Annotated in this window: 23 protein-coding genes and 1 tRNA gene; 10 read left to right on the top strand and 14 right to left on the bottom strand. The window is 19.1% G+C overall.

The window, feature by feature from the left end:
* Positions 1-24: 24 nt before the first annotated feature.
* Positions 25-2,796, bottom strand: a complete 2,772-nt coding sequence (locus H0H39_RS02410) for a class I tRNA ligase family protein (RefSeq protein ID WP_185877293.1) — start codon at positions 2,794-2,796, stop codon at positions 25-27.
* Positions 2,797-2,926: 130 nt separating this feature from the next.
* Here H0H39_RS02410 and mgtE point away from each other — a divergent pair, with 130 nt between their 5' ends.
* Entirely contained in the window at positions 2,927-4,285 is a 1,359-nt protein-coding gene (gene mgtE, locus H0H39_RS02405) for a magnesium transporter (RefSeq protein ID WP_185877292.1), read from the top strand.
* Here mgtE and H0H39_RS02400 read toward each other — a convergent pair.
* Entirely contained in the window at positions 4,280-5,275 is a 996-nt protein-coding gene (locus H0H39_RS02400) for an RluA family pseudouridine synthase (RefSeq protein ID WP_185877291.1), read from the bottom strand. The two genes, mgtE and H0H39_RS02400, sit on opposite strands and share 6 nt — an antisense overlap.
* Positions 5,272-6,063, bottom strand: coding sequence for a PASTA domain-containing protein (locus H0H39_RS02395; protein ID WP_185877290.1), 792 nt, complete (start codon positions 6,061-6,063; stop codon positions 5,272-5,274). Before H0H39_RS02395 ends, H0H39_RS02400 begins: the two co-directional genes overlap by 4 nt.
* A gap of 29 nt (positions 6,064-6,092) precedes the next feature.
* Here H0H39_RS02395 and H0H39_RS02390 point away from each other — a divergent pair, with 29 nt between their 5' ends.
* Positions 6,093-7,085, top strand: coding sequence for a D-alanine--D-alanine ligase (locus tag H0H39_RS02390; RefSeq protein ID WP_185877289.1), 993 nt, complete (start codon positions 6,093-6,095; stop codon positions 7,083-7,085).
* Between the two features lie 136 nt (positions 7,086-7,221).
* Here the strand turns inward: H0H39_RS02390 and feoB are convergent, their stop codons facing one another.
* Both feoB and H0H39_RS02380 read right to left on the bottom strand, forming a co-directional pair.
* Entirely contained in the window at positions 7,222-9,294 is a 2,073-nt protein-coding gene (gene feoB / locus H0H39_RS02385) for a ferrous iron transport protein B (protein ID WP_185877288.1), read from the bottom strand.
* A gap of 21 nt (positions 9,295-9,315) precedes the next feature.
* Positions 9,316-9,540, bottom strand: coding sequence for a FeoA family protein (locus H0H39_RS02380; protein ID WP_185877287.1), 225 nt, complete (start codon positions 9,538-9,540; stop codon positions 9,316-9,318).
* A 105-nt stretch (positions 9,541-9,645) separates the two neighbouring features.
* Between H0H39_RS02380 and rseP the strand changes: the two genes are divergently transcribed.
* Complete coding sequence (rseP, locus tag H0H39_RS02375) at positions 9,646-10,968, top strand: RIP metalloprotease RseP (RefSeq protein WP_317167086.1); 1,323 nt, start codon at positions 9,646-9,648, stop codon at positions 10,966-10,968.
* Here the strand turns inward: rseP and H0H39_RS02370 are convergent.
* Both H0H39_RS02370 and H0H39_RS02365 read right to left on the bottom strand, forming a co-directional pair.
* Positions 10,915-11,541: a 5-formyltetrahydrofolate cyclo-ligase gene (locus tag H0H39_RS02370; RefSeq protein WP_185877286.1), complete on the bottom strand. Its 627-nt coding sequence runs from the start codon at positions 11,539-11,541 to the stop codon at positions 10,915-10,917. The genes rseP and H0H39_RS02370 overlap by 54 nt on opposite strands.
* Positions 11,538-12,344, bottom strand: a complete 807-nt coding sequence (locus tag H0H39_RS02365) for an alpha/beta fold hydrolase (RefSeq protein ID WP_238785637.1) — start codon at positions 12,342-12,344, stop codon at positions 11,538-11,540. Before H0H39_RS02365 ends, H0H39_RS02370 begins: the two co-directional genes overlap by 4 nt.
* A 119-nt stretch (positions 12,345-12,463) precedes the next feature.
* Here H0H39_RS02365 and H0H39_RS02360 point away from each other — a divergent pair, with 119 nt between their 5' ends.
* Positions 12,464-13,237: a type III pantothenate kinase gene (locus H0H39_RS02360; RefSeq protein WP_185877285.1), complete on the top strand. Its 774-nt coding sequence runs from the start codon at positions 12,464-12,466 to the stop codon at positions 13,235-13,237.
* A 19-nt stretch (positions 13,238-13,256) separates the two neighbouring features.
* Here the strand turns inward: H0H39_RS02360 and H0H39_RS02355 are convergent, their stop codons facing one another.
* The 7 genes from H0H39_RS02355 to H0H39_RS02325 all read right to left on the bottom strand — a co-directional run bounded on the left by H0H39_RS02355 (position 13,257) and on the right by H0H39_RS02325 (position 21,413).
* Positions 13,257-13,661, bottom strand: a complete 405-nt coding sequence (locus H0H39_RS02355; protein WP_185877284.1) for an HIT family protein — start codon at positions 13,659-13,661, stop codon at positions 13,257-13,259.
* Positions 13,651-14,136 (bottom strand): transcription elongation factor GreA, encoded by a 486-nt coding sequence (gene greA / locus H0H39_RS02350; RefSeq protein ID WP_185877283.1) that lies wholly within the window; start codon positions 14,134-14,136, stop codon positions 13,651-13,653. Before greA ends, H0H39_RS02355 begins: the two co-directional genes overlap by 11 nt.
* A 59-nt stretch (positions 14,137-14,195) precedes the next feature.
* On the bottom strand, positions 14,196-15,509 hold the full coding sequence (murA, locus tag H0H39_RS02345; protein WP_185877282.1) for a UDP-N-acetylglucosamine 1-carboxyvinyltransferase: 1,314 nt from the start codon (positions 15,507-15,509) through the stop codon (positions 14,196-14,198).
* Positions 15,496-16,098, bottom strand: a complete 603-nt coding sequence (locus H0H39_RS02340; protein ID WP_185877281.1) for a DUF4290 domain-containing protein — start codon at positions 16,096-16,098, stop codon at positions 15,496-15,498. The genes murA and H0H39_RS02340 overlap by 14 nt, the downstream gene beginning before the upstream one ends.
* 38 nt (positions 16,099-16,136) lie before the next feature.
* A complete protein-coding gene (locus tag H0H39_RS02335) occupies positions 16,137-17,144 on the bottom strand; it encodes a cation diffusion facilitator family transporter (protein WP_185877280.1) in 1,008 nt (335 codons plus the stop codon).
* Positions 17,145-17,209: 65 nt separating this feature from the next.
* On the bottom strand, positions 17,210-19,351 hold the full coding sequence (locus tag H0H39_RS02330; RefSeq protein WP_185877279.1) for an ATP-dependent helicase: 2,142 nt from the start codon (positions 19,349-19,351) through the stop codon (positions 17,210-17,212).
* On the bottom strand, positions 19,332-21,413 hold the full coding sequence (locus H0H39_RS02325; protein ID WP_185877278.1) for an ATP-dependent DNA helicase RecG: 2,082 nt from the start codon (positions 21,411-21,413) through the stop codon (positions 19,332-19,334). The genes H0H39_RS02330 and H0H39_RS02325 overlap by 20 nt, the downstream gene beginning before the upstream one ends.
* A 53-nt stretch (positions 21,414-21,466) precedes the next feature.
* Between H0H39_RS02325 and H0H39_RS02320 the strand changes: the two genes are divergently transcribed.
* The 6 genes from H0H39_RS02320 to H0H39_RS02945 all read left to right on the top strand — a co-directional run bounded on the left by H0H39_RS02320 (position 21,467) and on the right by H0H39_RS02945 (position 24,726).
* A tRNA-Val gene (locus H0H39_RS02320) sits at positions 21,467-21,541 on the top strand.
* A 25-nt stretch (positions 21,542-21,566) separates the two neighbouring features.
* A complete protein-coding gene (gene rpsU / locus H0H39_RS02315; RefSeq protein WP_185877277.1) occupies positions 21,567-21,761 on the top strand; it encodes a 30S ribosomal protein S21 in 195 nt (64 codons plus the stop codon).
* 12 nt (positions 21,762-21,773) lie between these two features.
* Positions 21,774-22,526, top strand: coding sequence for a shikimate dehydrogenase family protein (locus tag H0H39_RS02310; RefSeq protein ID WP_394798437.1), 753 nt, complete (start codon positions 21,774-21,776; stop codon positions 22,524-22,526).
* A gap of 42 nt (positions 22,527-22,568) precedes the next feature.
* Positions 22,569-23,591, top strand: coding sequence for a bifunctional diaminohydroxyphosphoribosylaminopyrimidine deaminase/5-amino-6-(5-phosphoribosylamino)uracil reductase RibD (gene ribD / locus H0H39_RS02305; RefSeq protein ID WP_238785636.1), 1,023 nt, complete (start codon positions 22,569-22,571; stop codon positions 23,589-23,591).
* Between the two features lie 265 nt (positions 23,592-23,856).
* Positions 23,857-24,192 (top strand): 4Fe-4S binding protein, encoded by a 336-nt coding sequence (locus H0H39_RS02300; RefSeq protein ID WP_185877275.1) that lies wholly within the window; start codon positions 23,857-23,859, stop codon positions 24,190-24,192.
* A gap of 168 nt (positions 24,193-24,360) precedes the next feature.
* Positions 24,361-24,726: a uracil-DNA glycosylase gene (locus tag H0H39_RS02945; protein WP_317167100.1), complete on the top strand. Its 366-nt coding sequence runs from the start codon at positions 24,361-24,363 to the stop codon at positions 24,724-24,726.
* The last annotated feature ends 156 nt before the right edge of the window (positions 24,727-24,882 follow it).

The raw sequence follows: 24,882 nt of genomic DNA, 5'->3' as shown, positions 1-24,882 counted from the left end.
TATTATGATTCATTTAATTGATTTTCAATATAATATATTTATTATTTTTTTTGGTATTATAATTAATTTTTTCAATTTTTTTTTTTTCAAAAGATTTTTTATTTCATAATCATTTAAAACTATATTTTTTATTTCATCTATTGAATATTTAGAATTAAAATTTTTTATAAATTTTAATTTTCCATTAAACATAATAATATATTTTACTTTTTTTTCAATATATTTAGAATTATAAGTAGGAATATATGAATATACAATAGATTTTTTTTTTCCTAATTTATTCCATAATTCTTCAGCAATATAAGGAGCAAATGGTGATATTAATTTTACTAATGGTTCAAGTATTTTTTCTTTATTACATTTAATTTTAATTAGTTTATTTACAATAATCATAAAAGAACTAATACATGTGTTAAAAGAAAATTTTTTTATTTTATTATCTATATCTTTAATAAAAGAATGTAAAATCTGCATTTCTTTAAATGTTGGAGGATCTTTACATACATTAAAATTTCCATTTATATGATATAATTTCCAAAATTTATTAATAAAGTTTTTTACTCCTATTATTTTTTCTTCATTCCAAGATTTAGATTGATTTATAGGGCCTAAAAACATTTCATACATTCTGAAAACATCAGATCCATATTTATAATATATATGATCAGGATTTATTACATTAAATTTAGATTTAGACATTTTTTCTAACTTTCTTTTACATAAAAAGACTCCTTTTTCCATTAAAAATGAAGCATGCATAAATTCGTTATTATATTTTTTAAATTTATCTATATTTAACTGATTATTTTCTTTTATAAAAGATATATCTATATACATTTCTTGATATGTAAATAAATCTTTTTTTTTTTCTTTTAATTCGTAAGATACAAAAATTCTTTTTCCAATAACTTTTAAAATTATAGCAGAGTAACTTAAAATCATTCCTTGATTTAATATTTTTTTGAATGGTTCTTCTTCGTTTATCCATCCTCTATCTTTTAAAAATTTATTCCAAAATCTTGCGTAAATCAAATGACCGGTTCCATGTTCAGCTCCGCCAATATATAAATCAACATTTTTCCAATATTTTTCTTTTTTTGCATCTAAAAAAAATTTGTTATTATGAACATCCATATAACGTAAAAAATACCAACTTGATCCAGCCCAACTAGGCATAGTACTAGTTTCTATTGGAAAAATATTTTTATAATCAATTAAATTATTAGATACTATTTTTTTTTTTGTTTCATCCCAAGCCCAATTTTTTGCTCTCTGTAACGCAGATTTTCCGTCTTTTGGATAATAATTTTTTATTACTGGTAATATAATAGGTAATTTTTTTTTTGGAATTGATATTGGAATTTTATTTTTAAAATATATTGGAATTGGCTCACCCCAATATCTTTGTCTAGAAAAAATTGCATCACGTAATTTATAATATGTTTTAATTTTTCCTATTTGTTTTTCAACAATAAATTTTAAAATTTTTTTTCTTGCTTCATATCTATTTAATTTATTTATAAACAATGAATTAATACAAAATTCATTTTTATTTATTACTTTTAATACAGGTATAGTTTCTAAATTAAATATTTTGGAAAAAAACATACTATCTTTTTCATGTTCAGGTATTCCAGCTTTTATAACATGTAATTCATTTTTTGAGTAGAAAAAATCACTGATAAAAATTGGTATACATTTTTTTGTAATAGGATGCAATATATAATTATCCGTTAATATTCCAATATCAGATGATGTATTTAAAAATTTTTTATATAAAATGTTATTATTAATTAATGTTTGTTTATTACATAAAGAATTTATTTTTTTTGAAAGAAAATGATTTTTAGATAATACAATAAAAGTAATTCCGAATATTAATTCTGGATAATAAATAGGAATTTCTAATTTAATATTATTATTTGCAATTTCTGCTATAATTGTACATATTTTGGATTTTCCAATCCAATTGGATTGGATTTTTTTAAGAGATTTAGAACATTTTATTGTATTCAATCCATTTATAAGTCTTTTTGAATATGCACTAACTCTTATGTTCCATTGTAACATTTTTTTTTTATATACAGAAAATCCTCCTCTTATACTTTTTCCATTATTAACTTCTTCATTAGCTAAAACAGTATTTAGTTCAGGACACCAATTAACTATACTATCAAATAAAAAAGCTAAACGATAATTTTGAAGAATTTTTTCTTTTTCGTATTTATTATATTTTTTCCATGTTTTTGAATCAAATTTTTTAATGTATGATGTATATGCTTTTGTTAAATAATTACCATTATTTTCAAATTCTTTAATTAATAATCCTATAGATTTAGCTTTATCTTCATTTTTATCATACCAAGAATTAAAAATTTCTATGAACATCCATTGAGTCCATTTATAATATAATGGATTTCTAGTACTTAATTTTCTACTCCAATCAAATGATATTCCAATATTATTTATTTGTTTTTGATATCTAACTTCATTTTCATATGATGTTTTTTTAGGATTTTTACCAGTTTGAATAGCATATTGTTCTGCAGGTAATCCAAAAGAATCAAATCCTATTGGATGTAGTACATTAAAGCCTTTTCCTCTTTTATATCTTGCATAAATATCAGAAGCTATATAACCTAAACAATGTCCTACATGTAATCCTGATCCTGATGGATAAGGAAACATATTTAATATATAATATTTATTTTTTTTATTTTCCTTAATATGGAAAGTTTTATGTTTTTTCCAATATGTATTCCATTTTTTTTCTATTTCTTGAAAATTATATTTCATTATATTTTTATTAAAAATAATTTTTATTGTTGTTTATTATGTAATTTTTTAAATTTTAAAAAAATATATATAGACATATACATATATAATAATGTAATTTTATTAAAAAAATTAAAAAATAAATATAGAAATGTTTAATGAAAATGAAGATAAAAATAGTTTTTTAAACAAAAAATTTTTAAATAATCAAACTATAAATGTATTAGTAAAACTTGTACATAATAATCCGGATGATATAGTTGATATATTTAGTTTATTAAAATTACAAAAAGCTAAATATGTATTTAAATTTTTGGATTTTCCTATAAAAAAAAAACTTATAGAAAATTTTTCTCATACTAAAAGAAGAGAATTTTTAAATTATCTATCTGTAGATGATCGTGTTTCTTTTTTAGAAAATCTTCCTAAAATATTTTTAAAAGATTTAATTAAATATTTAAATACTGAAGAAAAAAAAAAAACATTAGTATCTTTAGGATATCCTGAAAATAGTGTAGGACGTTTAATGGTTCCATATAACATTGCAGTTAAAAAAGATTGGAAAATAGAAGAAGTTTTGATTTATATCAGAAAAGAAGTAAAAAATAGTGATGTTATAGAAATTATTTATATAGTAGATAACAAAGGTAAATTAATAAACGATATAAAATTAGGAGAATTTTTATTAGTTGATCCAAATACAAGAGTTTCTAAATTAATAGATGATAGTAAATATATTTCAGTTTTAAAAGTAACTGATACAGAAGAAAAAGCTACTAAAATATTTTCAATGAATAATAGAGTATCATTGCCTGTAGTAGATGATCAAAATTATTTATTAGGTATAGTAACTATTGACGATATATTATGGGTATTAAATGAAAATTATAAAGAAGATTTTCAAAAAATGGGAGGTATGGAGGTTATTAATCAATCTTATTTGAAGATACCATTATATAATTTGATAAAGAAAAGAGCTGGATGGTTAATATTACTTTTTATGGGAGAAATGTTAACTACTACAGTAATGCATAAATTTTCTTGGTTTATAGAAAAAGCTATAGTATTATCATTATTTATACCATTAGTAGTCTCTAGTGGAGGTAATAGTGGATCTCAAGCTTCAAGTTTGATTATTCAAGCAATGGCTTTAGGAGAAGTTAAAATAAAGGATTGGTGGATAGTAATGAGAAGAGAAATTATTTGTGGTTTTTTTTTAGGTAGTTTTTTAGGTTTTACAGGATTTTTACGTATAGTTACATGGCATGGAATAAATTTAGTTAATTATGGTAAACATTGGATTTTAATTGGATTTACAGTTTTTTTATCTTTAATTGGAGTAGTTTCTTGGGGTACAATAAGTGGATCAATGTTACCATTTATAATTAAAAAATTAGGTGGGGATCCAGCAAGTTCTTCAGCTCCTTTTGTAGCTACATTAGTAGATGTTATTGGATTATTAATATATTTTTCTATATCATATTATATTTTACGTGGGATTTTACTATAAAAATTTATTTCTAAATTCATTTAGAATTATATTTATATCTTTTGAAATAGGACAAGAAAAATAATATTTTTTTCCATTTGGATGAATGAATGAAATAGATATTGCATGTAATGCTTGTCTAGACAGTTTGTATAAACAATTTTTGAAAAAAGATTTATATTTATTTGGTAATTTTTTTATAAAATGCTCATCTTTTCCATATGTTGTATCACAAATTATTGGATTTCCTAAATATTTAAAATGTACTCTTATTTGATGAGTTCTACCTGTTTCTAAATTACATAAAACTAAAGTAATATATTTTCCAAAAATTTCTAATATTTTATAATGTGTTACTGAATATTTTCCTATTTTATTTATATTACTATTGATCATTTTTTTTCTATTATTAGGATCTCTCCTAATAAATCCTTCAATAATTTTTTTTTTATTAGAAACATCTCCCCATATCAATGCTATATATTCTCTTTTTATTGTTTTATATAAAAATTGTTTACATAAAAATTTATAAGAAATATTATTTTTTGCTATAATTAATAATCCAGATGTATCTTTATCTAATCTATGGACTAATCCTCCTCTGTATACATTATTTGAAAATATATAATCATAGTAATATTTAATTCCATGAATTAATGTTTTTGTTTCATTTCCGCATCCTGGATGAACTACTAATCCATGTGGTTTATTTATTAATATTATATCATCATCTTCATAAATAATATTTATATTAATTTTTTTTGCTATAATATCATTATATTCGTTTGATAAGTTTTTATTTTTTTTTAAATCATATGAATTTATATTAACATCAATAATATCTAAAGGTTTTATTATATAATTATTTTTTTTTATAATATTATTATTAATTAATATTTTTCCTACTTTTATAAGTATTTGTATTTGATTTCTACTTAAAAACGAAAGTTTTTCTTTTAAAAAGATATCTAAACGTATTTTAATTTGATTTTTATTAGCTATAATAATCATTTAATAGATTTTTTGGAATTTTTTATCCATATTTCTATATTAATTTTTTTATTACAAATTACTCCTGGAGAAGGATTTTGACGTAAAACTTTGTTTTTTTTATTATCATACGTATATAATTTATAATTATTAGGTATTTCATAATAGCAATGATATGTTATAAAACTAAAAGATTTATTTTTTAATATAGAAATTGCTTTATTTAAAGACATTCCAATAATATTAGGCATAACTAATTTATCTTTATTTAAACCATTTCCTACTAATAGAGTTATTTTATTTTTATAAAATGGAATTATATATCCAGGATAAATAAATTTTTTATTAAAAATAACTTTTAAAACTTTTTCTTTTGGAAGATTATTTATATATATAATTTTATTTATATGAATATTTTTTTTTCTAAGAATTTTTATAGCTTTATATTTATTTTTATAAATTATATTAGGTAAAATAATATTTTTACTTTTATTATCTATCCATATAGATATGCGTCTTCCTTCTTTTACATGAGTTCCAGATTTTGGATTAACAGAAATAACTTTATTATTTTTATTAAAAACGATATTATTATCAGGTAAATTTTCTATATAATATCTTAATCCTAGTTTTTTTAATATAGAAATAGATTTAGACAGATTAAAATATCGTAAATTTGGTACAACTACATATGTTCCATGTTTTGTATACATATCAGTCCAAACTGAAGTAATTTGAGTTATTTTGTATAAAATAAATATGGAAAATAATATATTAATAATAATAATTAAAATATGTTTTAGTTTCATATAAATAATTAGTAAAAAAATTAAAAATAATGAAAATAACTAAAAAAATTGCCATTGTTATGGGTGGATATTCAAAAGAATCTACTATTTCTATAAATAGTGGAAACACTATTTTTAATAATTTATGTAGAAAAAAATATGATCCTTATAAAGTATATATATCAAAAGATAAATGGATTGTAAAAACTATAAATAATAAGGAATATCCAATTAATAAAAAGGATTTTTCTTTTTTTATAAAAAAGAAAAATTTTAACTTTGATTGTGTATTTAATATAATACATGGAACTCCTGGAGAGGATGGAATTTTGCAATCATATTTTGATTTATTGAAAATTCCTTATACAGGATGTGGTTTTTATCATTCTAGTATTACTTTTAATAAAAAATATTGTTCAATTTTTTTAAAAAATTTTGGGATTAATATATCTAAATCTTTTTTTATAAACATAAATCAAAATTTTTGTAGAAAAAAAATTATAGATGAAATAGGATTACCTCTTTTTGTAAAACCAAGTAAATCTGGATCTAGTATAGGAATAAGTAAAGTAACTGAAGAAAAAAATTTTGAATCTGCATTAAAAAAAGCTTTTTTAGAAGATAAAGAAATAATTGTTGAATCCTTCCTTAAAGGAAAAGAAATATCTGTAGGAATTTATTCATTTAATAATAAAATTAATGTTTTACCAATAACAGAAATTATTAGCCAAAATGATTTTTTTGATTTTGAATCAAAATATTCTGGAAAATCTAAAGAAATAACTCCTGCAATATTACCAATAAATATTAAAAATAAAATAATAAAAATTTCTATAAAAATATATAAATTATTGAATTTAAATGGAATGTCTAGATTAGATTTTATTATAGTTAATGATACTCCATATTTTTTAGAAATTAATACAATTCCAGCTTTTTCAAAAGAAAGTATATTTCCAAAACAATTAAAAAAAGCTGGAATATCTTTATCTGATTTTTTTCATAATTTAATAAATTCATGTTTATTATATAATGAAAAATGAAAGAAAATAAATAATTAAAATAAAAATTATTTTTTAAAATAACATTTTTTTTTACACATTTTTTTTTCTTTATAAAAAAAGGAAAATAAAATTTTTTTTAATATACAGTAAATAGAAAAAATGAAAGATATAATAATTATTGTATAATCCCACATATATTATGTAGTATTTGATAAATGAGAAAAGAAAATAAATATGAGGTTATAGTCATGAAAAAAAATTGAATAACAGGCCATTTCCATGATTTTGTTTCTCTTTTAAGAATATATAATGTACTTGTACATTGTATAGAAAGTGCATAAAAAGATAACAAAGACATTCCTGTTGAAAAATTATAAATAGGTTTATTGTTATTTAAATTAATATCTTTTTTCATTGAATTTATTAGATTTATATTTTCTTTTTTTTCTATTCCATAAATAGAATTCATAGTACTTACAAAAACTTCTCTTGCTATTACAGAGGATAATAATCCAACTCCTATTTTCCAATCATATCCTAATGGATGAATAATAGGTTCTATTTTTTTACCTAATAATCCAAGGTAAGATTTATCAATGTTTTGTTCTTTTATATAAAAAATATTATTTTTATCATTTGTAAATGATGATGGTCCATATGATCCTAAAACCCATATTACAATATCCATTAGTAAAATAATTTTTCCAGTATTAAAAATAAATGATTTTATATGAATTAATAAATTCATAAATATATTTTTTAATATTGGTATTTTATAGGTTGGAATTTCTATAATAAGGTGACTGTTATAATTATTTTTTAGTATTTTGTTAAGAATCATAGATACAGTTAATGCAAATATTACTCCTATTAAATACATAGACAACAATATTATACCTCTTAATTGTATTATATACCATTTTTTGTCTGGTATTATTAAAGATATTATTAATATATAAACAGGTAATCTTGCAGAACAAGTTATGAAGGGAGTAGCTAACATTGTTATTAAACGATCTCTTGAATTTTCTATATATCTAGATGATATAATAGCTGGAATTGCACATGCCATACTAGATATAAGAGGAACAACACTTTTTCCACTTAATCCAAATGGACGCATAATTCTATCCATTAAAAAAATTACTCTATTTATATATCCACTTTCTTCCATAAGAAGTAAAAAAAATAAAAGAATAGATATTTGTGGAATAAAAGTAATTACAGTAATTATTCCAGGAATAATTCCTTCTAATAAAAAATTATTTAAAGGTCCAGGATGTATAATTTTTAATTTTTTTTGAATTATAGAAAAAAAAAATTCTATATAATATTTAAAAAATTCAGAACAAAAAAATACACATTGGAAAATAAAAAATAAAATAAATAAGAATATTAAATAACCCCAAATTGGGTGTACAATTAATGATCTATCTATTATTTTAGAGAAATTTAAATATTTTTTATTTTTATATGTAATATTTATACTAATTGTTTCTAAATAAATTTTATTTATTTCTTCATATCTAACAATAGTTTCTTTAATCTGTAATCTTTTTGGAATAATTTTATATTTTTTTCTTATTTTTTTAATATTATTATAATCTTCTTTGTCAGAAATATTATTTGTTGCTAAATAATACCATGCTTTATAAGAATTATTAATATTATATTTTTTTTTTACATCTGTTATAGCAGATTGTAAATATAATTCTGGATGAAAAAAATTGTTTTTTTTGCTATAAAAATTATTATATATTTTTTCTTTTAAAATATCGATTCCAACTCCTTTTCTTGCATTTATTAATACAATATTTTTCAATAAAAGTTTTTTTAATTTTATTATATTTATAAATATTCCTCTTTTTTTTGCTTCATCTATCATATTTAAAACAAGTATAATAGAAAAACCTAAATCTTGAATTTGTCTAAGTAAAAGAAAACTTTTTTTTAAGTTGGAAGAATCTGCAACGACAATAATATTATCTGTATAGTCTATGTTTTTTTTATTTAATAATAAATCAACGATTATTTCTTCATCATCTGATGATGGATAAATACTATAAGTTCCAGGTAAATCTATAATTTGATAATTTTTATTTTTGTATGAAAAAAATCCTATTTTTTTATCTACCGTTACTCCAGTATAATTTCCTATTTTTTGGTTAAGTCCAGTTAATTTATTAAACAAAGATGTTTTACCTACATTAGGATTACCTATAATAGCTAATTTAATTTCTTTTTTCATATTTAATTTTAATATAATCAATTAGATAATAGGTTCAATTAAAATATTGTTTGCTTCTTTTTTTCTTAAAACTAAACAAAAATGATCATAGCTTATACATAATGGATCACAAAATATGGATACAAAAAGTATTTCAAATTCTACTCCAGGTAGAACCCCTAGTTCTAGTAATTTTATTGGAAAATTATAATTTTTATATCCTTTAATAATTCCTTTTTCACCTTTTTTAAGATCAGATAAATTCAAATTTTTTTTGTATATTAAGTTGTTCGTATTAAAATAAATAATAATTGGCAATTAATATTTATATCCTTTTAAATATCTATTAAAATTATTTGAGAAATAATATTTATGCTTATACGATCTATACAGCTTATTACTAGTGTTTCAATACTTATTTTAGTTCATGAATTAGGTCATTATATTTTAGCTATTTTATTTAAAGTTAGAGTAGAAAAATTTTTTTTATTTTTTGATCCATGGTTTTCTATTTTTAAAAAAAAAATAGGTAAAACTATTTATGGAATAGGATGGATTCCATTAGGAGGGTATATTAAAATATCTGGAATAATTAATCCTAATGATAAAAATAATAAAGATAATAAAAATTATAAGTTTTATTCTAAATCATCAATAAAAAGATTATTAATCATTTCAGGAGGAATAATTGCAAATATTATTTTATCAATTTTAATTTTTTCTTTGTTATTATTTAATAATGGAGAAACTAATCTTACTAATAAGAATGTTCCATATGGAATTGAAGTAGATTATGTAGGAGAAAAAATAGGATTAAAAAATGGAGATAAAATTTTGTATGTAGATGAAACATATATACGTAATTTTAATGATCTTACAAGAGAATTGTTGTTAGGAAATGTAGCTATTATAAATAGAAAAGGAAATATAATAAAATTATTTTTATATAATAAAAAACAATTTTTTTTTGATAGAAAAAAAATAAATTTTTTGTTATATCCACGTATTCCTGTTATTATTAATCATATAATTAAAGGATCTGAATTTGATAAATATGGATTAAGATCAAATGATGAATTAATATCTATAAATTATAAACCAATAATTTTTCAAGATCAATTAAAAAATATTTTTACCAAAAATATAGATAAAAAAAAGTTTTTTGTGATAATAGGTATTAATAGAAACGGAAATTTTATTCAAAAAAAGTTATTATTTGATTCAAATAAAATTGAAGGAATATTTTTAAAAAATTTTATTAATATGAATGATATTTTTCATATAGAAAAAAAACAATATTCTATATATGATAGTTTTATACAAGGAATTATAAAAACTTGTAAAGTTTTAAAAAATCATATTTTATTATTAAAAAATATTTTTAATATAAAAACTAAGGCATATAAACATGTAGGTAGTTTTTTTTCTATAGTTAAAGAATTTCCTAGTGAATGGGATTGGAATATTTTTTTTAATTTAACTGCTACATTATCTATATGGATCGCCTTTTTAAATTTAATTCCTATTCCATCTTTAGATGGAGGATATATATTATTTATTATGTTAGAAATGTTAATTGGAAAAAAAATAAATAATAATATAATGGATTTTTTTAATATTGTTGGTTTTTTATTTATGATATTAATGATGATTACTGTTATTATATGGGATATTTTTAAATTTTTTTTCTATTAAATTATTAAAAAATAAAATATTGTTTGGAGTTACTCCTATATCTAAACGTAAATCATTATTATTAATATCTTTAATGAAATATTTAGGATTAAAAAAATTTAATCCTATTTTAATAACATTATTGTTACATGATTGTAAGAAATTATCGTAAAAACCTTTTCCATATCCTACTCTATATCCATTAAAATCAAACATTAATAAAGGGATAAATATTACATCAATAAAAATAGGAGGTATAAATATTTTATTTTTAGGTTCTAAAATACCATATTTATTTTTTTTTATATAATTTTTTTTTATAAAAAGACAATTATTAATAGAATTATTATTAAAATTTGATACTGGAACAGTAATATATTTATTTATTTTTAATAAAAAATTAACAATAATTAATGTATTAACTTCATTAAATTTTTTTATTGGTAAAAAAATATGATAATATTTTTTATCCCATATAGATATTTTTTTTATTTGAAAAAAAATTTTAAAACTTAAATTATCAATATTTTTTTTTGATAAAAAAAATCTTTTTTGTAAATATATTTTTCTAATAACTTTTTTAAAAAGTTTCATTTTCTATAAATAAAATGTATAAAATTTTTTATTATTTTTAATAATAAATCTGGACATTCAATATGGCCCATATGTCCAGTAGGAATTTCTATAATATTAGTTTTAAATCCTGATTTTATTTCTTTATATATTTTATTTTTATCTAAAATTAAATCATATTTTCCAACTATATATAATTTTGGAAATAGTGTTTTTTTTAACAAAAATTGTCTATTTTTACGAAATGCCATACTTATTAATAAAGGAATTATACAATCAAGATATGTTGATTTAGCTATTTTTTTTATAAAATTAATTTCTTTTTCTAATAAAAAAATTTTTTTTGGATTAAACCAACTTTTTACACTTTTTTCAATAAATAATGAATAATTTTTTTTTATTAATTGAATTGAATTAATACGAACTTTTTTTTTTTCTTGATTATCAGATGATGCTGTAGAATGTAAAAGACATAATCCAGAAAATAATTTTGGATATTTTTCTGCAATAGACAAAGAAATATATCCACCCATAGAATGACCTACAAAAATTGCATTATTTATATTTTTATTCAAAATATTATCTATAATATCATTTGCTATATTATCTATAGTATAATTATAATTTTTATAAAAAATATTATTTCCATGTCCTGGAATATCTACTAATATAAATTTATATTTATTGTATAATGAATTATATAAATTATTCCAAACATTTATATTTCCCATAAATCCATGAATCAATATTATTGTTGGTATATTTTTATTATTTAATGAAAATAAATTAAAATTATCTATTGTATGAACTAAATTTTTTTTCACAAAATTATTATGGTTTTAATTAAAATAAAGTTAAAAAGTAATTATTATTGATATTATAAATTTGTATTTGTTTTATTACTAATAGTTTATTTTCAATTTATGTAAATATTAAATTATATATGTTGTTAACTATAAATATAGGAAATTCAAATATTAGATTTGGTTTATTTAAACATAATGATAAAACTGAAAACTTACAATGTAATCATTCTTGGATAATTAGTAGTATTCCATATAAATCATCAGATGAATATATTTTATTATTTAAAAATATATATGATCAAAAAAAAATTTTTTTAAAACAAATAAAGAATATAGTAATTGGATCAGTTGTTCCTCAATTAACTAATGTTATATATCAATCTATATATGAAATACATAAAATAAATCCATTAATAGTAAATAAATATTCAAAATCACCTATAAAAGAACATAATTTTCATCAGTTGGGAACAGATTTATATGCAAATGCAATAGCAGCATATATAATTTATAAAAAAACAACATTAGTAATAGATTTTGGGACTGCATTAAGTTTAATTTGTATTGATAAATATAGAACAATTAAAGGGGTAATTATTTCTCCAGGAATTAATATTTCTTTAAATTCATTAATTAAAAATACATCTCAATTATCTCAAATAGAATTAAAAAAACCTTCTAGTATATTAGGAATTAATACTGAATCATGTATTCAAAGTGGAATTATATATGGATATTTGAGTATGGTTGAAGGATTAATTAACAGAATTAATAATGAATTAAAGGAAAAATGTTTTGTTGTATCTACAGGAGGATTATCCCATATATATACTCCACTAACAAATAAAATTCATATTAAAGATAAACTACATACAATAAAAGGTCTTAAAATTTTATTTGATTGTAATTAAATTAGTTAATTTTTTAAAATTACAAAATTATAAATTTTTTAATTCTTTTTGATAAAAAATTCATTTTATTTTTTGATAAAGAAATTCTTTTTTTAAAAAAATCACAATCAGATTCTTTATCCATAGGAATTAGATGAATGTGAATATGTGGAATTTCAAATCCCATAATAAACATTCCAATTCTTTTACAAGGAATAGATTTTTCCAATCCTATTGCAACTTTTCTAGAAAAAATCATTATAGATATATAATTTTTTTCTGATAAAGAAAAAATTTTATCTTTATATATATTTTTTGGAATGACTAAAGTATGTCCTATTTTTAAGGGAAAAATATCTAAAAAAGCTATATGATTATAATCTTCTGCTAATTTATAGCATTCAATTTTATTATTTATTATTTTATGAAAAATATTATATTTCATTAAAAGTTATTTCTAATATTTTATAATTTATTATCATATTATTTGGTAATTTAATATTAGCAATTTTTCCTACTTGTTTTCCTAGTAATCCCATAGATATAGGTGTTTTTACAGATATTTTTCCTGATTTTAAATCAGCTTCACCTTCTGGAACTATAGTGTATATATTTTCTATTTTGTTATCAATATTTAATACTTTTACTGTAGATAATATTGATACTCTAGTTTTATTTATTTGTTTTTTATCTATAATTCTTGCGTTATATAATTTTTTTTTTAATTTAGAAATATTCATTTCTAATAATCCTTGAGCTTCTTTTATTGCATCATATTCGGCATTTTCTGATAAATCTCCTTTATCTCTAGCTTCTGCTATTTGTATAGATATTTTAGAACGTTCTATGTTTTCTAATCTTTCTATTTCTTTTTGTAATTTTATTAATCCTTTTTTAGTTATATATTCGAATTTTTTCATGTTTTTTTTTCATTATTATTTTTTTTAAAAGTATTAAATCTAAAAAATTTTTTAATATTTTAGTCTATTCTTATAATTTTTGCACCTATATTGCGTAATCTTTTATCTATATTTTCGTATCCTCTATCTATTTGTTCAATATTTTTTATTATACTAATACCTTTAGCAGATAAAGCTGCTATAAGTAATGAAATTCCTGCTCTTATATCAGGAGAGTTTAATATAGAACCTCGTAAATAAGATTTATGATCTAATCCTATTACAGTAGCTCTATGAGGATCACATAATATTATTTGAGCACCCATATCAATTAGTTTATCTACAAAAAATAATCTGCTTTCAAACATTTTTTGATGAATCAAAACACTACCATTAGCTTGTGTTGCTACTACAATTAAAATACTAAGTAAATCTGGAGTCAATCCTGGCCAAGGAGAATCTGATATTGTTAATATTGAATTATTAAATAATTTTTTTATATTATAAGATTCTTGTGGAAAAATATAAATATCATCTTTTTTTTTTTTTAATTTTATTCCCATTTTAATAAAAATATTAGGAATTATTCCTAAATTTTTCCAACTAACATTTTTTATTCTAATTTCAGAACGTGTAGTTGCGGCTAATCCAATCCAACTTCCAATTTCTATCATATCTGGAAGTATATTATGAGAACAACCTTTTAAATTATTTACTCCTTTTATTTTAAGTAAATTTGTTCCAATTCCTGAAATTTTTGCTCCCATTTTATTTAAAAATCTACATAATTGTTGAATATATGGTTCACAAGCTGCATTATATATTGTAGTTAATCCTTTAGCTAAAGAAGCTGCCATTATAATATTAGCAGTTCCTGTTATTGAAGCTTCTTCCATTAAAATATATGTTCCAATTAATTTTTTATGATTTGTATGTAAATAAAAATTTTTATTTATATCATTATAATGTATTATTCCACCTAGTAATTTTAATCCTATTAAATGAGAATCAAGTCTTCTACGACCAATTCTATCTCCACCTGGAATTGGAATATTAACACTACCATATCTACTAAGTAATGGTCCAGCTATCATAATAGAGCCTCTAATAGATTTTCCTAGATTAATAAAATCTTTTGTTTTTAAATATTTAGTATTTATATTTTTTGCTTGAAAAGTATAATCTCCAGTATTATTTTTTTCTACTATAACACCTAATTTATAAAGTATTTTAATCAAACATTTTACATCTCCTATTTCTGGAACATTTTTTATTCTTAATTTTTCTTTAGTTAATAAAACAGCACATAATATTTGTAAAGATTCGTTTTTAGACCCTTGTGGTGTTATTTCTCCTTTTAATGGGTATCCACCTTCTATTTTAAATATTCCCATTATTATTTTTATATATTCGTATTTTTTTTAATATTTTAGAATTTTGCAATAATGGAGTATTATTGTTTAATAAACATATTTTTCCTTTAGAAAGTTTTTCTAAATCTTTAAATATTATATTATCTTCTACTATATTTTTATTCCATCTTAAATAATTTTTTTTCATAGTATTTGCGATAGAATATAATAATTCTTTCTTTTTAAGTTTATTTTTACAATTTATTACTGAATTTATCATATATCTTATAATTTTTCCATAATATCGAAAATCGTTTAAATATTTTGGATAATTAATTTTTTTATTATAGTAATGTTTTTTAATTACATTATTGTGTTCTATAGGAAATGGTAAATCAATATCTAATTTATAATTAGACATAATCAATAACTGATTCCATAATATATGTTTAAAATATGGAATTAATTTTTTTTTATATTTGACAAATTCTGTCATTAATTTTATAATTTCACATGCAAATTTGTTTCTTTTTTTTTTATTTTTTATTTTTATTGCTATATCTATCATCTTGTGAATATTTCTTCCATATTCTGGCATGACTAATCTAAAACGATTGGTATTATATTCCATTTAAAAAAAGATTTTTTATAAAAATAAAATCTTATTTTTTAATATTTATTTTTTTTTTTAAAATAAGATATTTCATTTAACGTCCATAAAATTTTATTCTGAAAATTTTTTTTTCTAAATCTACATTTGTTATTATAACAAAATATGCAATTATAATCAGTGCAGGCATCTATATGCACGGATAAATCAACTTTATTTCCAAATTTATTTCTAGTTAATTGAGTAAGTATTTTAACTTCCCTATTAGCATCTTTTATATTAAAAAACCATGGAACAGTAAGATGACAATCAATATGTAAGGCACTTCCATATTTTATTATTTTTAAATGATGTAAATCTATCCAGTATATTGATCTTTTTTTATTAAGATAAAAAGATAGTTTTTTAATAAGTTTTTTATCGTATTCATCCATAATTCCTGCAGCAGCATTTCTTAATAATTTTATTCCTGTATATAAAATCATACATGAAAAAATAATGGATATAAAAGAATCTATCCATGTACATTTAGTTTTATTTAAAAATATTAATCCAATTATAATTCCAATTGTGGAATAAGTATCTATTTGAAGATGTTTTCCACTAGCTATTAAAGTTATAGTTCCATTTTTATTACCTATTTTACAAGCCCATATTCCTAATATATAATTGATTATTGCAGTTATAAACATTAATATTATACCATAATCTAATTTTAATAAATAAAATTTATTATAATTATTTTTTATTCTTATAAAAGTATTTATAAATACAGTTATTCCTATAATAAAAATTAAAAAACCTTCTATTGCAGTAGATATAAATTCTATTTTTCCATGTCCATATGGATGATTTCTATCTTTAGGCAAAGAAGATATATATAAACTGCATAATCCTATAAATCCACTAACTATATTTATCAAACTTTCCATTGCATCACTAAATATAGATAGAGATAAAGTTATATGCCAACTAATAAATTTTATAAAAAATAAAATAATAGCTACAAAAAAAATTATTTTTTGTATAAAAAAACTACTGTAATGAAACTTTTTTAGTTTGTTCATTTTATTTTGTAAAAACTGTTTTTTTATAAAACTAATTATTATAAGTTTATAAACTTTGACTATTATTATAAAGTAATAAGTTTATTTAATTTTAATAGTATTTTTTTTACTCCTAATTTTTGAAATTTAATAGTAGCTATTTGATTATTATTTTGCAAATATAATACAATACCTAATCCAAATTTTTTATGAAATACTTTTTCTCCTTTTTTTATTATTTTTGATAAATTATATTTTTTTTCATCATAATATTTTAAACTATTAAAACATTTTATATTATTTATTTTTTTAGTATTTATGTTATCTATACTAATAAAATCTTTACTTATTTCATTAATAAAACGACTAGGATCATTTATTTTTTTGTTTCCCCATAAAAATCTATATTTTGCATATGTTAAAATAGCTAATTTTTTTGCTCTTGTAATTGCAACGTAAAACAATCTACGTTCTTCTTCTATTTTTTTTGTATCAACATTTAAATTAAATTTTGTTGATGGAAAAATATTTTCTTCTAATCCAGTAATAAATACGACTGGAAATTCTAATCCTTTAGATAAATGTACAGTCATTAAAGATACTTTATCATTTTTTACATATTCATGTTCTTTACTTATATTATTTTTTTCTTCAAAATAAAAATCTTGTAAAAATTCTGTAATACTAATATTTTTTTTTATTTCTAATTTTTTTTCTTGTAAAAAAAAATATTTTAATCTAACAATTGATTTATTATTGTAATATTTTTCATGTAAAAAAATATTGTTAATTATGTTTTCTATTATTTCATAAGCATTTATCTTATTTTTTATCAAAAAAATTTTTTTTAATATATAAAATATATATTGAATTTTATTTTTAATTTTTTTGTTTATCATTAATGTTTTATGAACTGAATTAATATTTTGAATTATATTAAATACATTATTTTCTCTTTCTCTTGTTGATTTTATAATAAAATTTATAAATTCTTTATTTTTTGTATTTATTTTTAGAATTTTACTTAATGATTCTTCGTCATTAGGATTATTTATAAAATTTAGATATGATAGTATATCTTTAATTTCTTTTCTTTTTTCTAAAGATATATTACCATATATTTTATATGGAATTTTATTATTTTTTAAAACATATTCAATAATATATGATTGAGAATTTGTTCTATATAAAATAGAAAAATCTTTATATTGATATTTACTATTTTTTTTAATAGAAATAATAGATTCTACTATATATTGAGCTTCTTCTCTATCAGAATAAGCCCCGTATATTTTTATTTTTTCACCTTTTTCATTATTTGTCCAAACATTTTTTAATATTTGATTTTTATTAAAAGAAATAATTTTATTAGATGCTTTAACAATATAATCAGTAGATCTATAATTTTGTTCTAAATAAAATATTTTAGTTTTATTATATTCAATATGAAAATTTTTAATATTAGATACTTTAGCTCCACGAAAAGTATAAATATTTTGAAAATCATCTCCAACTACAAAAATATTTTTATTTTTAATAGATAAATGCTTTATAATATTATGTTGTATAATATTAGTATCTTGGTATTCATCAATTAAAATATATTTAAATTTATTCTGATATTTTATAAGTACTTCTGGAAAGTAATAAAATATATAATTAGTATATAATAATATATCATCAAAATCTAGTGCTTTTGATTTAAAACATTGTTTAACATAACAATCATATATTTCTTTAAATGATTTTTTAATTTTTATATTTTCTGAAAAAGAAAAATTATTTTTATAATTAGATATTATTTTTGTTATAGTTTTGAAATTAAAAATTTTATCTAATTTTAATTTTTCTAATATTTTTTTAATAATATTTTCTGAATCTTTTTTATCATATATTGTATAATTTGAATCATATCCTATATATTTAGATTCATGTCTTAATATTTTAGAAAAGATAGAATGAAATGTTCCTATATTTAATTTATTTAGTTCTAAATCATTAATAAAAATGGATATTCTATTTTTCATTTCTATAGCAGATTTATTTGTAAAAGTTAATGTCAATATATTACATGGATTAATTCCCATGTTTTGTATCATATGTGCGATACGATATACAATAACTCTAGTTTTTCCAGAACCTGCTCCAGCAATGACTAATACAGGGCCATGAATTGTTTTTATTATTTTTTTTTGTATATCATTTAGATTATTGAAACAAATTTTCATTATTTTTATCTTGTGGAAGATATTTTTTTTTAAAAAAATTTGGATTTATTTTCAAGAATATATTAAAAGTAGATATAACCTCTTTTATAAATTTAGTATTTTTCAAATAATCAATAAATAAATATTTTTTTCCACTTTGTTCTTTTCCCATTAAATTTCCCTCTCCTCTTAATCTAAGATCTTCTTTAGAAATATTAAATCCATCATCTGTTTTACACATTTTTTGTATACGATAAAAACTATCTGAATTTATTTTTTTTTCTGATAAAAGAATACAATAACTTTGGTGAAAACTTCTTCCAACTCTACCTCTTAATTGATGTAATTGAGATAGTCCAAAATTATTTGCATTTTCTATAAGTATTACAGAAGCATTAGGAATATTTATTCCAACTTCTATAATTGTAGTAGTAACAATTATTTTTGTTTTTTCTTTTAAAAATCTATCTATTTGTAATTTTTTTTCTTTTGAATTCATTTTTCCATGTAAAATACCTATTTGATTTTTTTTTAAAAAAGTAAATGTTTTTATTATTTCTTGATAACCATTTATTAAATTTTTATATTTATTTTTTTCCCCATCTACAATAGGGTAGACTATATAAATTTGTTTTCCAAGTAAAATTTGATTTTTTACTATTTCAAATGCTTTTTCTCTATATTCATTCCAAAAATGAATTGTTTTAATTTTTTTTCTACCAATTGGTTTATTTTTTATAATAGAAATATTTAAATCATTATATATTATTTTTGCTAATGTTCTAGGGATAGGGGTAGATGTCATTGATAATATATGTGGAAATCCATTTTTATATATTTTTTTTCTTTGTTCTACTCCAAAACGTTGTTGTTCATCTATTATTACAAGACCTAAATTTTTAAATTTAACTTTATCTTGGATTAAAGAATGTGTTCCTATTGTAATAGATTCTTTTCCTGTTAAAAGAATTTTATATATTTTATTTTTATCACAAAAAGAAGTAGATTTTGTTAATAGATAAATATTTATTCCATTAATTTTAGATAACATTTTTTTAAATAAATTATAATGTTGTATAGCTAAAAATTCTGTTGGGACCATAATACATGATTGAACTCCATTATCTAATGATAATAGCATTAATAAAATAGCTATTATAGTTTTTCCACTTCCTACTTCTCCTTGTAATAAACGATTCATTTGAATTGGTTTTTTTAAATCATTCCATATTTCTTTAAATACATTTTTTTGATCTTCAGTTAAATTAAATGGTAAATGATTTTTATAAAAATAATTAAATTTTTTTCCTATTTTAGATAATGGTTTACTTGATTTTAATTTTTTTTTTGAATAAAGAAATAGTTTAATTTTAAATAATTTATCGAATTTTAATGAATATTTAGCTTTTAATAAATTATTTACTGATTCAGGAAAATGAATCTGTATTAAAGAAGATTTTTTTGATAAAAATTTATTATTTTTTTTTATATAATTCTGAAATATAAATTCTTTTATTTCAATATTTTTATTTTTTATTTCTATAAATATATTATTTAATAATCTAATAATTAAATTATTATTAATTCCTAGTTTTTTTAAATTATTGGGAATATCATACAATGGATATATTGTACGTATTTTTTTTTCATAATGATATTTATATATATTTGGATGAATAATTTGAATTTTTTTTTGAAAAAAAATTGGTTTTCCAAAAACTATTAAAGGAATATTTTTTTTTAAAATTTTAAATATATTGGTTTTTCGAAACCATATAATTTCGATAATACCAGTAGAATCTTTTAATAACGCTATTAATATTTTTCCATTATTATTTTTCTTTTTTATTTCCTTTATATCTATTATATTTCCTGATATATATACATAAGTATTATTATTTATTAATGAATATAATTCACCTATTTTTTTATAAAATGCATGTATATATCCTTTTGGATAAAAAAAAAGTAAATCTTCATATGTATATATATTTAGTTTTTCATTAAATAAACGAATTTTTTTTAAACTTAATTCTTTTAAATATTTTATTGATTTTTGTAAAATATTATTATCACAAGACATTACATATATTTATTTATAAATTATAAAAAAATACTTAATTTTGTTAATATTATGGACATTTAGCTCAGTAGGGTAAGAGCACTACTTTGACATGGTAGAGGTCGTCGGTTCAAATCCGATGATGTCCACTAAAAAATATTTAGATTTTTTATTATGATATTAATCACTATAGTGAGAGAAGGAGAATCTATTGATAAGGCTTTAAAAAAAAGTAAAAAGAAATTTGATAAAACTAGAATTTTAAAAGAAATAAGAGAAAAACAACAATATATTAAACCTTCTGAAGGTAGAAGAAATGAGATTTTAAAGGCTAAATACAGAGAACGTATGAGATTAAAAAATGAATAATATATTATACTATTGAAAAAAAAAATATTTGGATTAATAGGAAAGAATATTAGTTATTCTTTTTCTAGAGATTTTTTCTTAAAAAAATTTAAGAAAGAATCTTTACAAAATAATGATTATCTAATATTTGATATTCCAAGAATAAAAAATATTGAGTTAATTTTCAATAATCCTAATTTATTAGGATGTAATATTACTATTCCATATAAAATAGAAATTATTTCTTTTTTAGATAAAATAGATTTTCAATCAAAACAAATTGGATCTGTAAATGTGGTATCAATAAATAATAATAAAAGAATTGGATATAATACAGATATTATAGGATTTAGAAAATCTTTTAAAAAATTTATTAATTATTCAAATAAAAATATAAAATTAAAATCTTTAATATTAGGAACTGGAGGAGTATCTAAAACTGTTTCATTTGTATTAAACCAATTAGATATACCATTTAAATATGTTTCTAGAAAAAAGAAAAATAATAAATATTTTTTAACTTATGAAGAAATAAATAAAGAAATATTAGACGAATATAATATAATTATTAATTGTACACCATTAGGAACTTTTCCAAAAATTTATACTTGTCCATCAATACCATATCAATATATATCTAAAAATCATTTTTTTTATGATCTTGTATATAATCCAGTAAAAACTCTTTTTTTAAAAAATGGAGAAAAAAAAGGAGCTTCTATCAAAAATGGATTAGAAATGTTATATATTCAAGCAGAAAAATCTTGGGAAATATGGAATTCATAAATACAAAAAATTATAATGTTTTTTTATCCTAATAAAATATTTATGAATAGAGCTATCCAAATAGCTAAAAATGGATTAGGATATACATATCCAAATCCAATGGTAGGTTGTGTTATAGAAAAAAATGGAATTATTATATCAGAAGGATGGCATTATAAATGTGGAAAAGAACATGCAGAAGTAAAAGCTTTAAATAAAATTAAAGATGAAATTATTTTTTCAAAATCAATAATGTATGTTACATTAGAACCATGTATTCATTTTGGAAAAACACCTCCCTGTGTAGATCTTATAATAAAAAAGAAAATATCTATTGTTGTTATTGGAATAAAAGATCCATCTGTAAATGGATTAGGAATTAAAAAATTAAGAGAATATGGAATTACAGTAATAGAAGATTTTATGTATTATGAATGTAAAATTTTGAATAAACGTTTTTTTACATTTCATAAAAAAAATCGTCCATTTATTATATTAAAATGGGCTCAAAGTAATAATGGATTCATTAATTCAATAAATGATAAGACTATTAAAATTAGTAATATTTATTCTAGACAATTAAATCATAAATGGAGATCAGAAGAAAATAGTATTTTAGTTGGAACTAAAACAGTATTAAATGATAATCCTAAATTAAATATAAGATATTGGTTTGGAATTAATCCAGTTAGAATATTATTAGATAGAAAATTAGATATATCTCATAATTATTTCGTATTAGATAATACACAAAAAACAATTATTTTCACAGAAAAAAATTATAATAAAAAGTATAAAAATATAGAATATATTTATATATCGTTTAATGATATAATGATTGAAAAAATATTATATATATTATTCAAGAAAAATATACAATCTTTAATCATAGAAGGAGGTAAAAAGATTTTTGATTGTTTTATAGAAAAAAATTTATGGGATGAATGTAGAATTTTTATATCTAATACTCTTTTTATAAAAAGAGGATTAAAAGCTCCTTTGATTAGAGAATATGATATAAAAAAAAATATTATTATTAGCACGGATAAATTAATTATATATAATAATAAAAAATTAAAATTTTAATTATATTTTTTGTTAATTAAACATTTTTATAAAATATAAAAATGATAATAATAAATTTTTCTTTTTAATAAAAATTTATATACCTATATCTATATTAGATACCAATTAAAAAATTATTAAAATAAGTTATATTTTTACATAAATAAATATATATTCAATATTATTTTATAATTAATATTTAAAATTTTTTTAGTGTTTAGTATATATTAAATAATTAATATTAATGTTTATAAATTGTAAAAAATATTAATCATAAATTTATAATATGTCTATAAAAATTACAGAAAAATGTATAAATTGTGGCGCTTGTGAACCTGAATGTCCAAATAATGCTATTTATGAAGGAGGTAAAAAATGGAGAATGTCAGATGGAACTTCTTTAAAAAAAAAGAATAATAGTTTTGATCCAACATTATTTAATGAATCAAAAAAAAATAATATATATTTTATTATATCAGAAAAATGTACAGAATGTGTAGGATTTTATGATAAGCCACAATGTATAGAAATATGTCCAGTAAATTGTTGTATTGCAGATCCACATAAATATGAAACAAGAGAAGATCTTCTTAAAAAGAAATTTTTTCTGCATTCAGAATAATTAATATAAATGTTCTTATATTTTTAATTGATGATTATGATTGGAAATTTTTTATTAAAAATGAATACAATAAAATATATTTTAAATATTTAATAAATTTTATTAAAATAGAATATAATAATTATGTTTATTTTCCTGAAATGAAAAATATATTTAACTTAATTAAATATTGTTATTATTGTTATTTATAAAAATATAAAAGTAGTTATAATAGGACAAGATCCATATTATAATTATAATCAAGGAGATAGATTATGTTTCTCTATTAAAAATGGATTTCCATTATCTCCATCTTTAAAAAAGATATTTATAGAAGTAAATAATTGTTTTAATAATAAAAAAATTTATAATAATGGATCTTTGATTAGATGGGCAAAACAAGTAATTTTTCTACTTAACTCTATATTAATAGTTAGAAAAAGAACCCCAAGATCTCATAAAAATAAAGGATGGAAAATATTTACCGATAAAATTATATATATAATATCTACAAGAAAAAATAGTATTTATTTTATGGGGGAAACAAGCTTGTAAAAAAGAACATTTAATTAATAATAAAAATAATCATTTTATATTAAAATCATCACATACATATCCATTTTCTGTGAATTTAGGATTTTTTGGGGGTAGACATTTCAAAAAAACCAATGATTATTTACAAAATAAAAATAAATCTATTATTAATTGGTA

Origin of the sequence: Blattabacterium cuenoti (assembly GCF_014252315.1) — a bacterium.
Lineage (GTDB): Bacteria > Bacteroidota > Bacteroidia > Flavobacteriales > Blattabacteriaceae > Blattabacterium > Blattabacterium cuenoti_AI.
Note: the sequence above shows the minus strand (reverse complement) of the source record. Positions and strands in the feature narration are given on the sequence as shown.

Coding starts and splice junctions, on each gene's coding strand:
- H0H39_RS02300 (WP_185877275.1), top strand. CDS start 23,857: ATGTCTATAAAAATTACAGAAAAATGTATAAATTGTGGCGCTTGTGAA.
- H0H39_RS02390 (WP_185877289.1), top strand. CDS start 6,093: ATGAAAATAACTAAAAAAATTGCCATTGTTATGGGTGGATATTCAAAA.
- mgtE (WP_185877292.1), top strand. CDS start 2,927: ATGTTTAATGAAAATGAAGATAAAAATAGTTTTTTAAACAAAAAATTT.
- murA (WP_185877282.1), bottom strand. CDS start 15,509: ATGGGAATATTTAAAATAGAAGGTGGATACCCATTAAAAGGAGAAATA.
- H0H39_RS02330 (WP_185877279.1), bottom strand. CDS start 19,351: ATGAAAATTTGTTTCAATAATCTAAATGATATACAAAAAAAAATAATA.
- H0H39_RS02335 (WP_185877280.1), bottom strand. CDS start 17,144: ATGAACAAACTAAAAAAGTTTCATTACAGTAGTTTTTTTATACAAAAA.
- feoB (WP_185877288.1), bottom strand. CDS start 9,294: ATGAAAAAAGAAATTAAATTAGCTATTATAGGTAATCCTAATGTAGGT.
- H0H39_RS02355 (WP_185877284.1), bottom strand. CDS start 13,661: ATGAAATATAATATTTTTCATAAAATAATAAATAATAAAATTGAATGC.
- H0H39_RS02400 (WP_185877291.1), bottom strand. CDS start 5,275: ATGATTATTATAGCTAATAAAAATCAAATTAAAATACGTTTAGATATC.
- greA (WP_185877283.1), bottom strand. CDS start 14,136: ATGAAAAAATTCGAATATATAACTAAAAAAGGATTAATAAAATTACAA.
- H0H39_RS02370 (WP_185877286.1), bottom strand. CDS start 11,541: ATGAAACTTTTTAAAAAAGTTATTAGAAAAATATATTTACAAAAAAGA.
- rseP (WP_317167086.1), top strand. CDS start 9,646: ATGCTTATACGATCTATACAGCTTATTACTAGTGTTTCAATACTTATT.
- H0H39_RS02340 (WP_185877281.1), bottom strand. CDS start 16,098: ATGGAATATAATACCAATCGTTTTAGATTAGTCATGCCAGAATATGGA.
- rpsU (WP_185877277.1), top strand. CDS start 21,567: ATGATATTAATCACTATAGTGAGAGAAGGAGAATCTATTGATAAGGCT.
- H0H39_RS02325 (WP_185877278.1), bottom strand. CDS start 21,413: ATGTCTTGTGATAATAATATTTTACAAAAATCAATAAAATATTTAAAA.
- ribD (WP_238785636.1), top strand. CDS start 22,569: ATGAATAGAGCTATCCAAATAGCTAAAAATGGATTAGGATATACATAT.
- H0H39_RS02410 (WP_185877293.1), bottom strand. CDS start 2,796: ATGAAATATAATTTTCAAGAAATAGAAAAAAAATGGAATACATATTGG.
- H0H39_RS02395 (WP_185877290.1), bottom strand. CDS start 6,063: ATGAAACTAAAACATATTTTAATTATTATTATTAATATATTATTTTCC.
- H0H39_RS02360 (WP_185877285.1), top strand. CDS start 12,464: ATGTTGTTAACTATAAATATAGGAAATTCAAATATTAGATTTGGTTTA.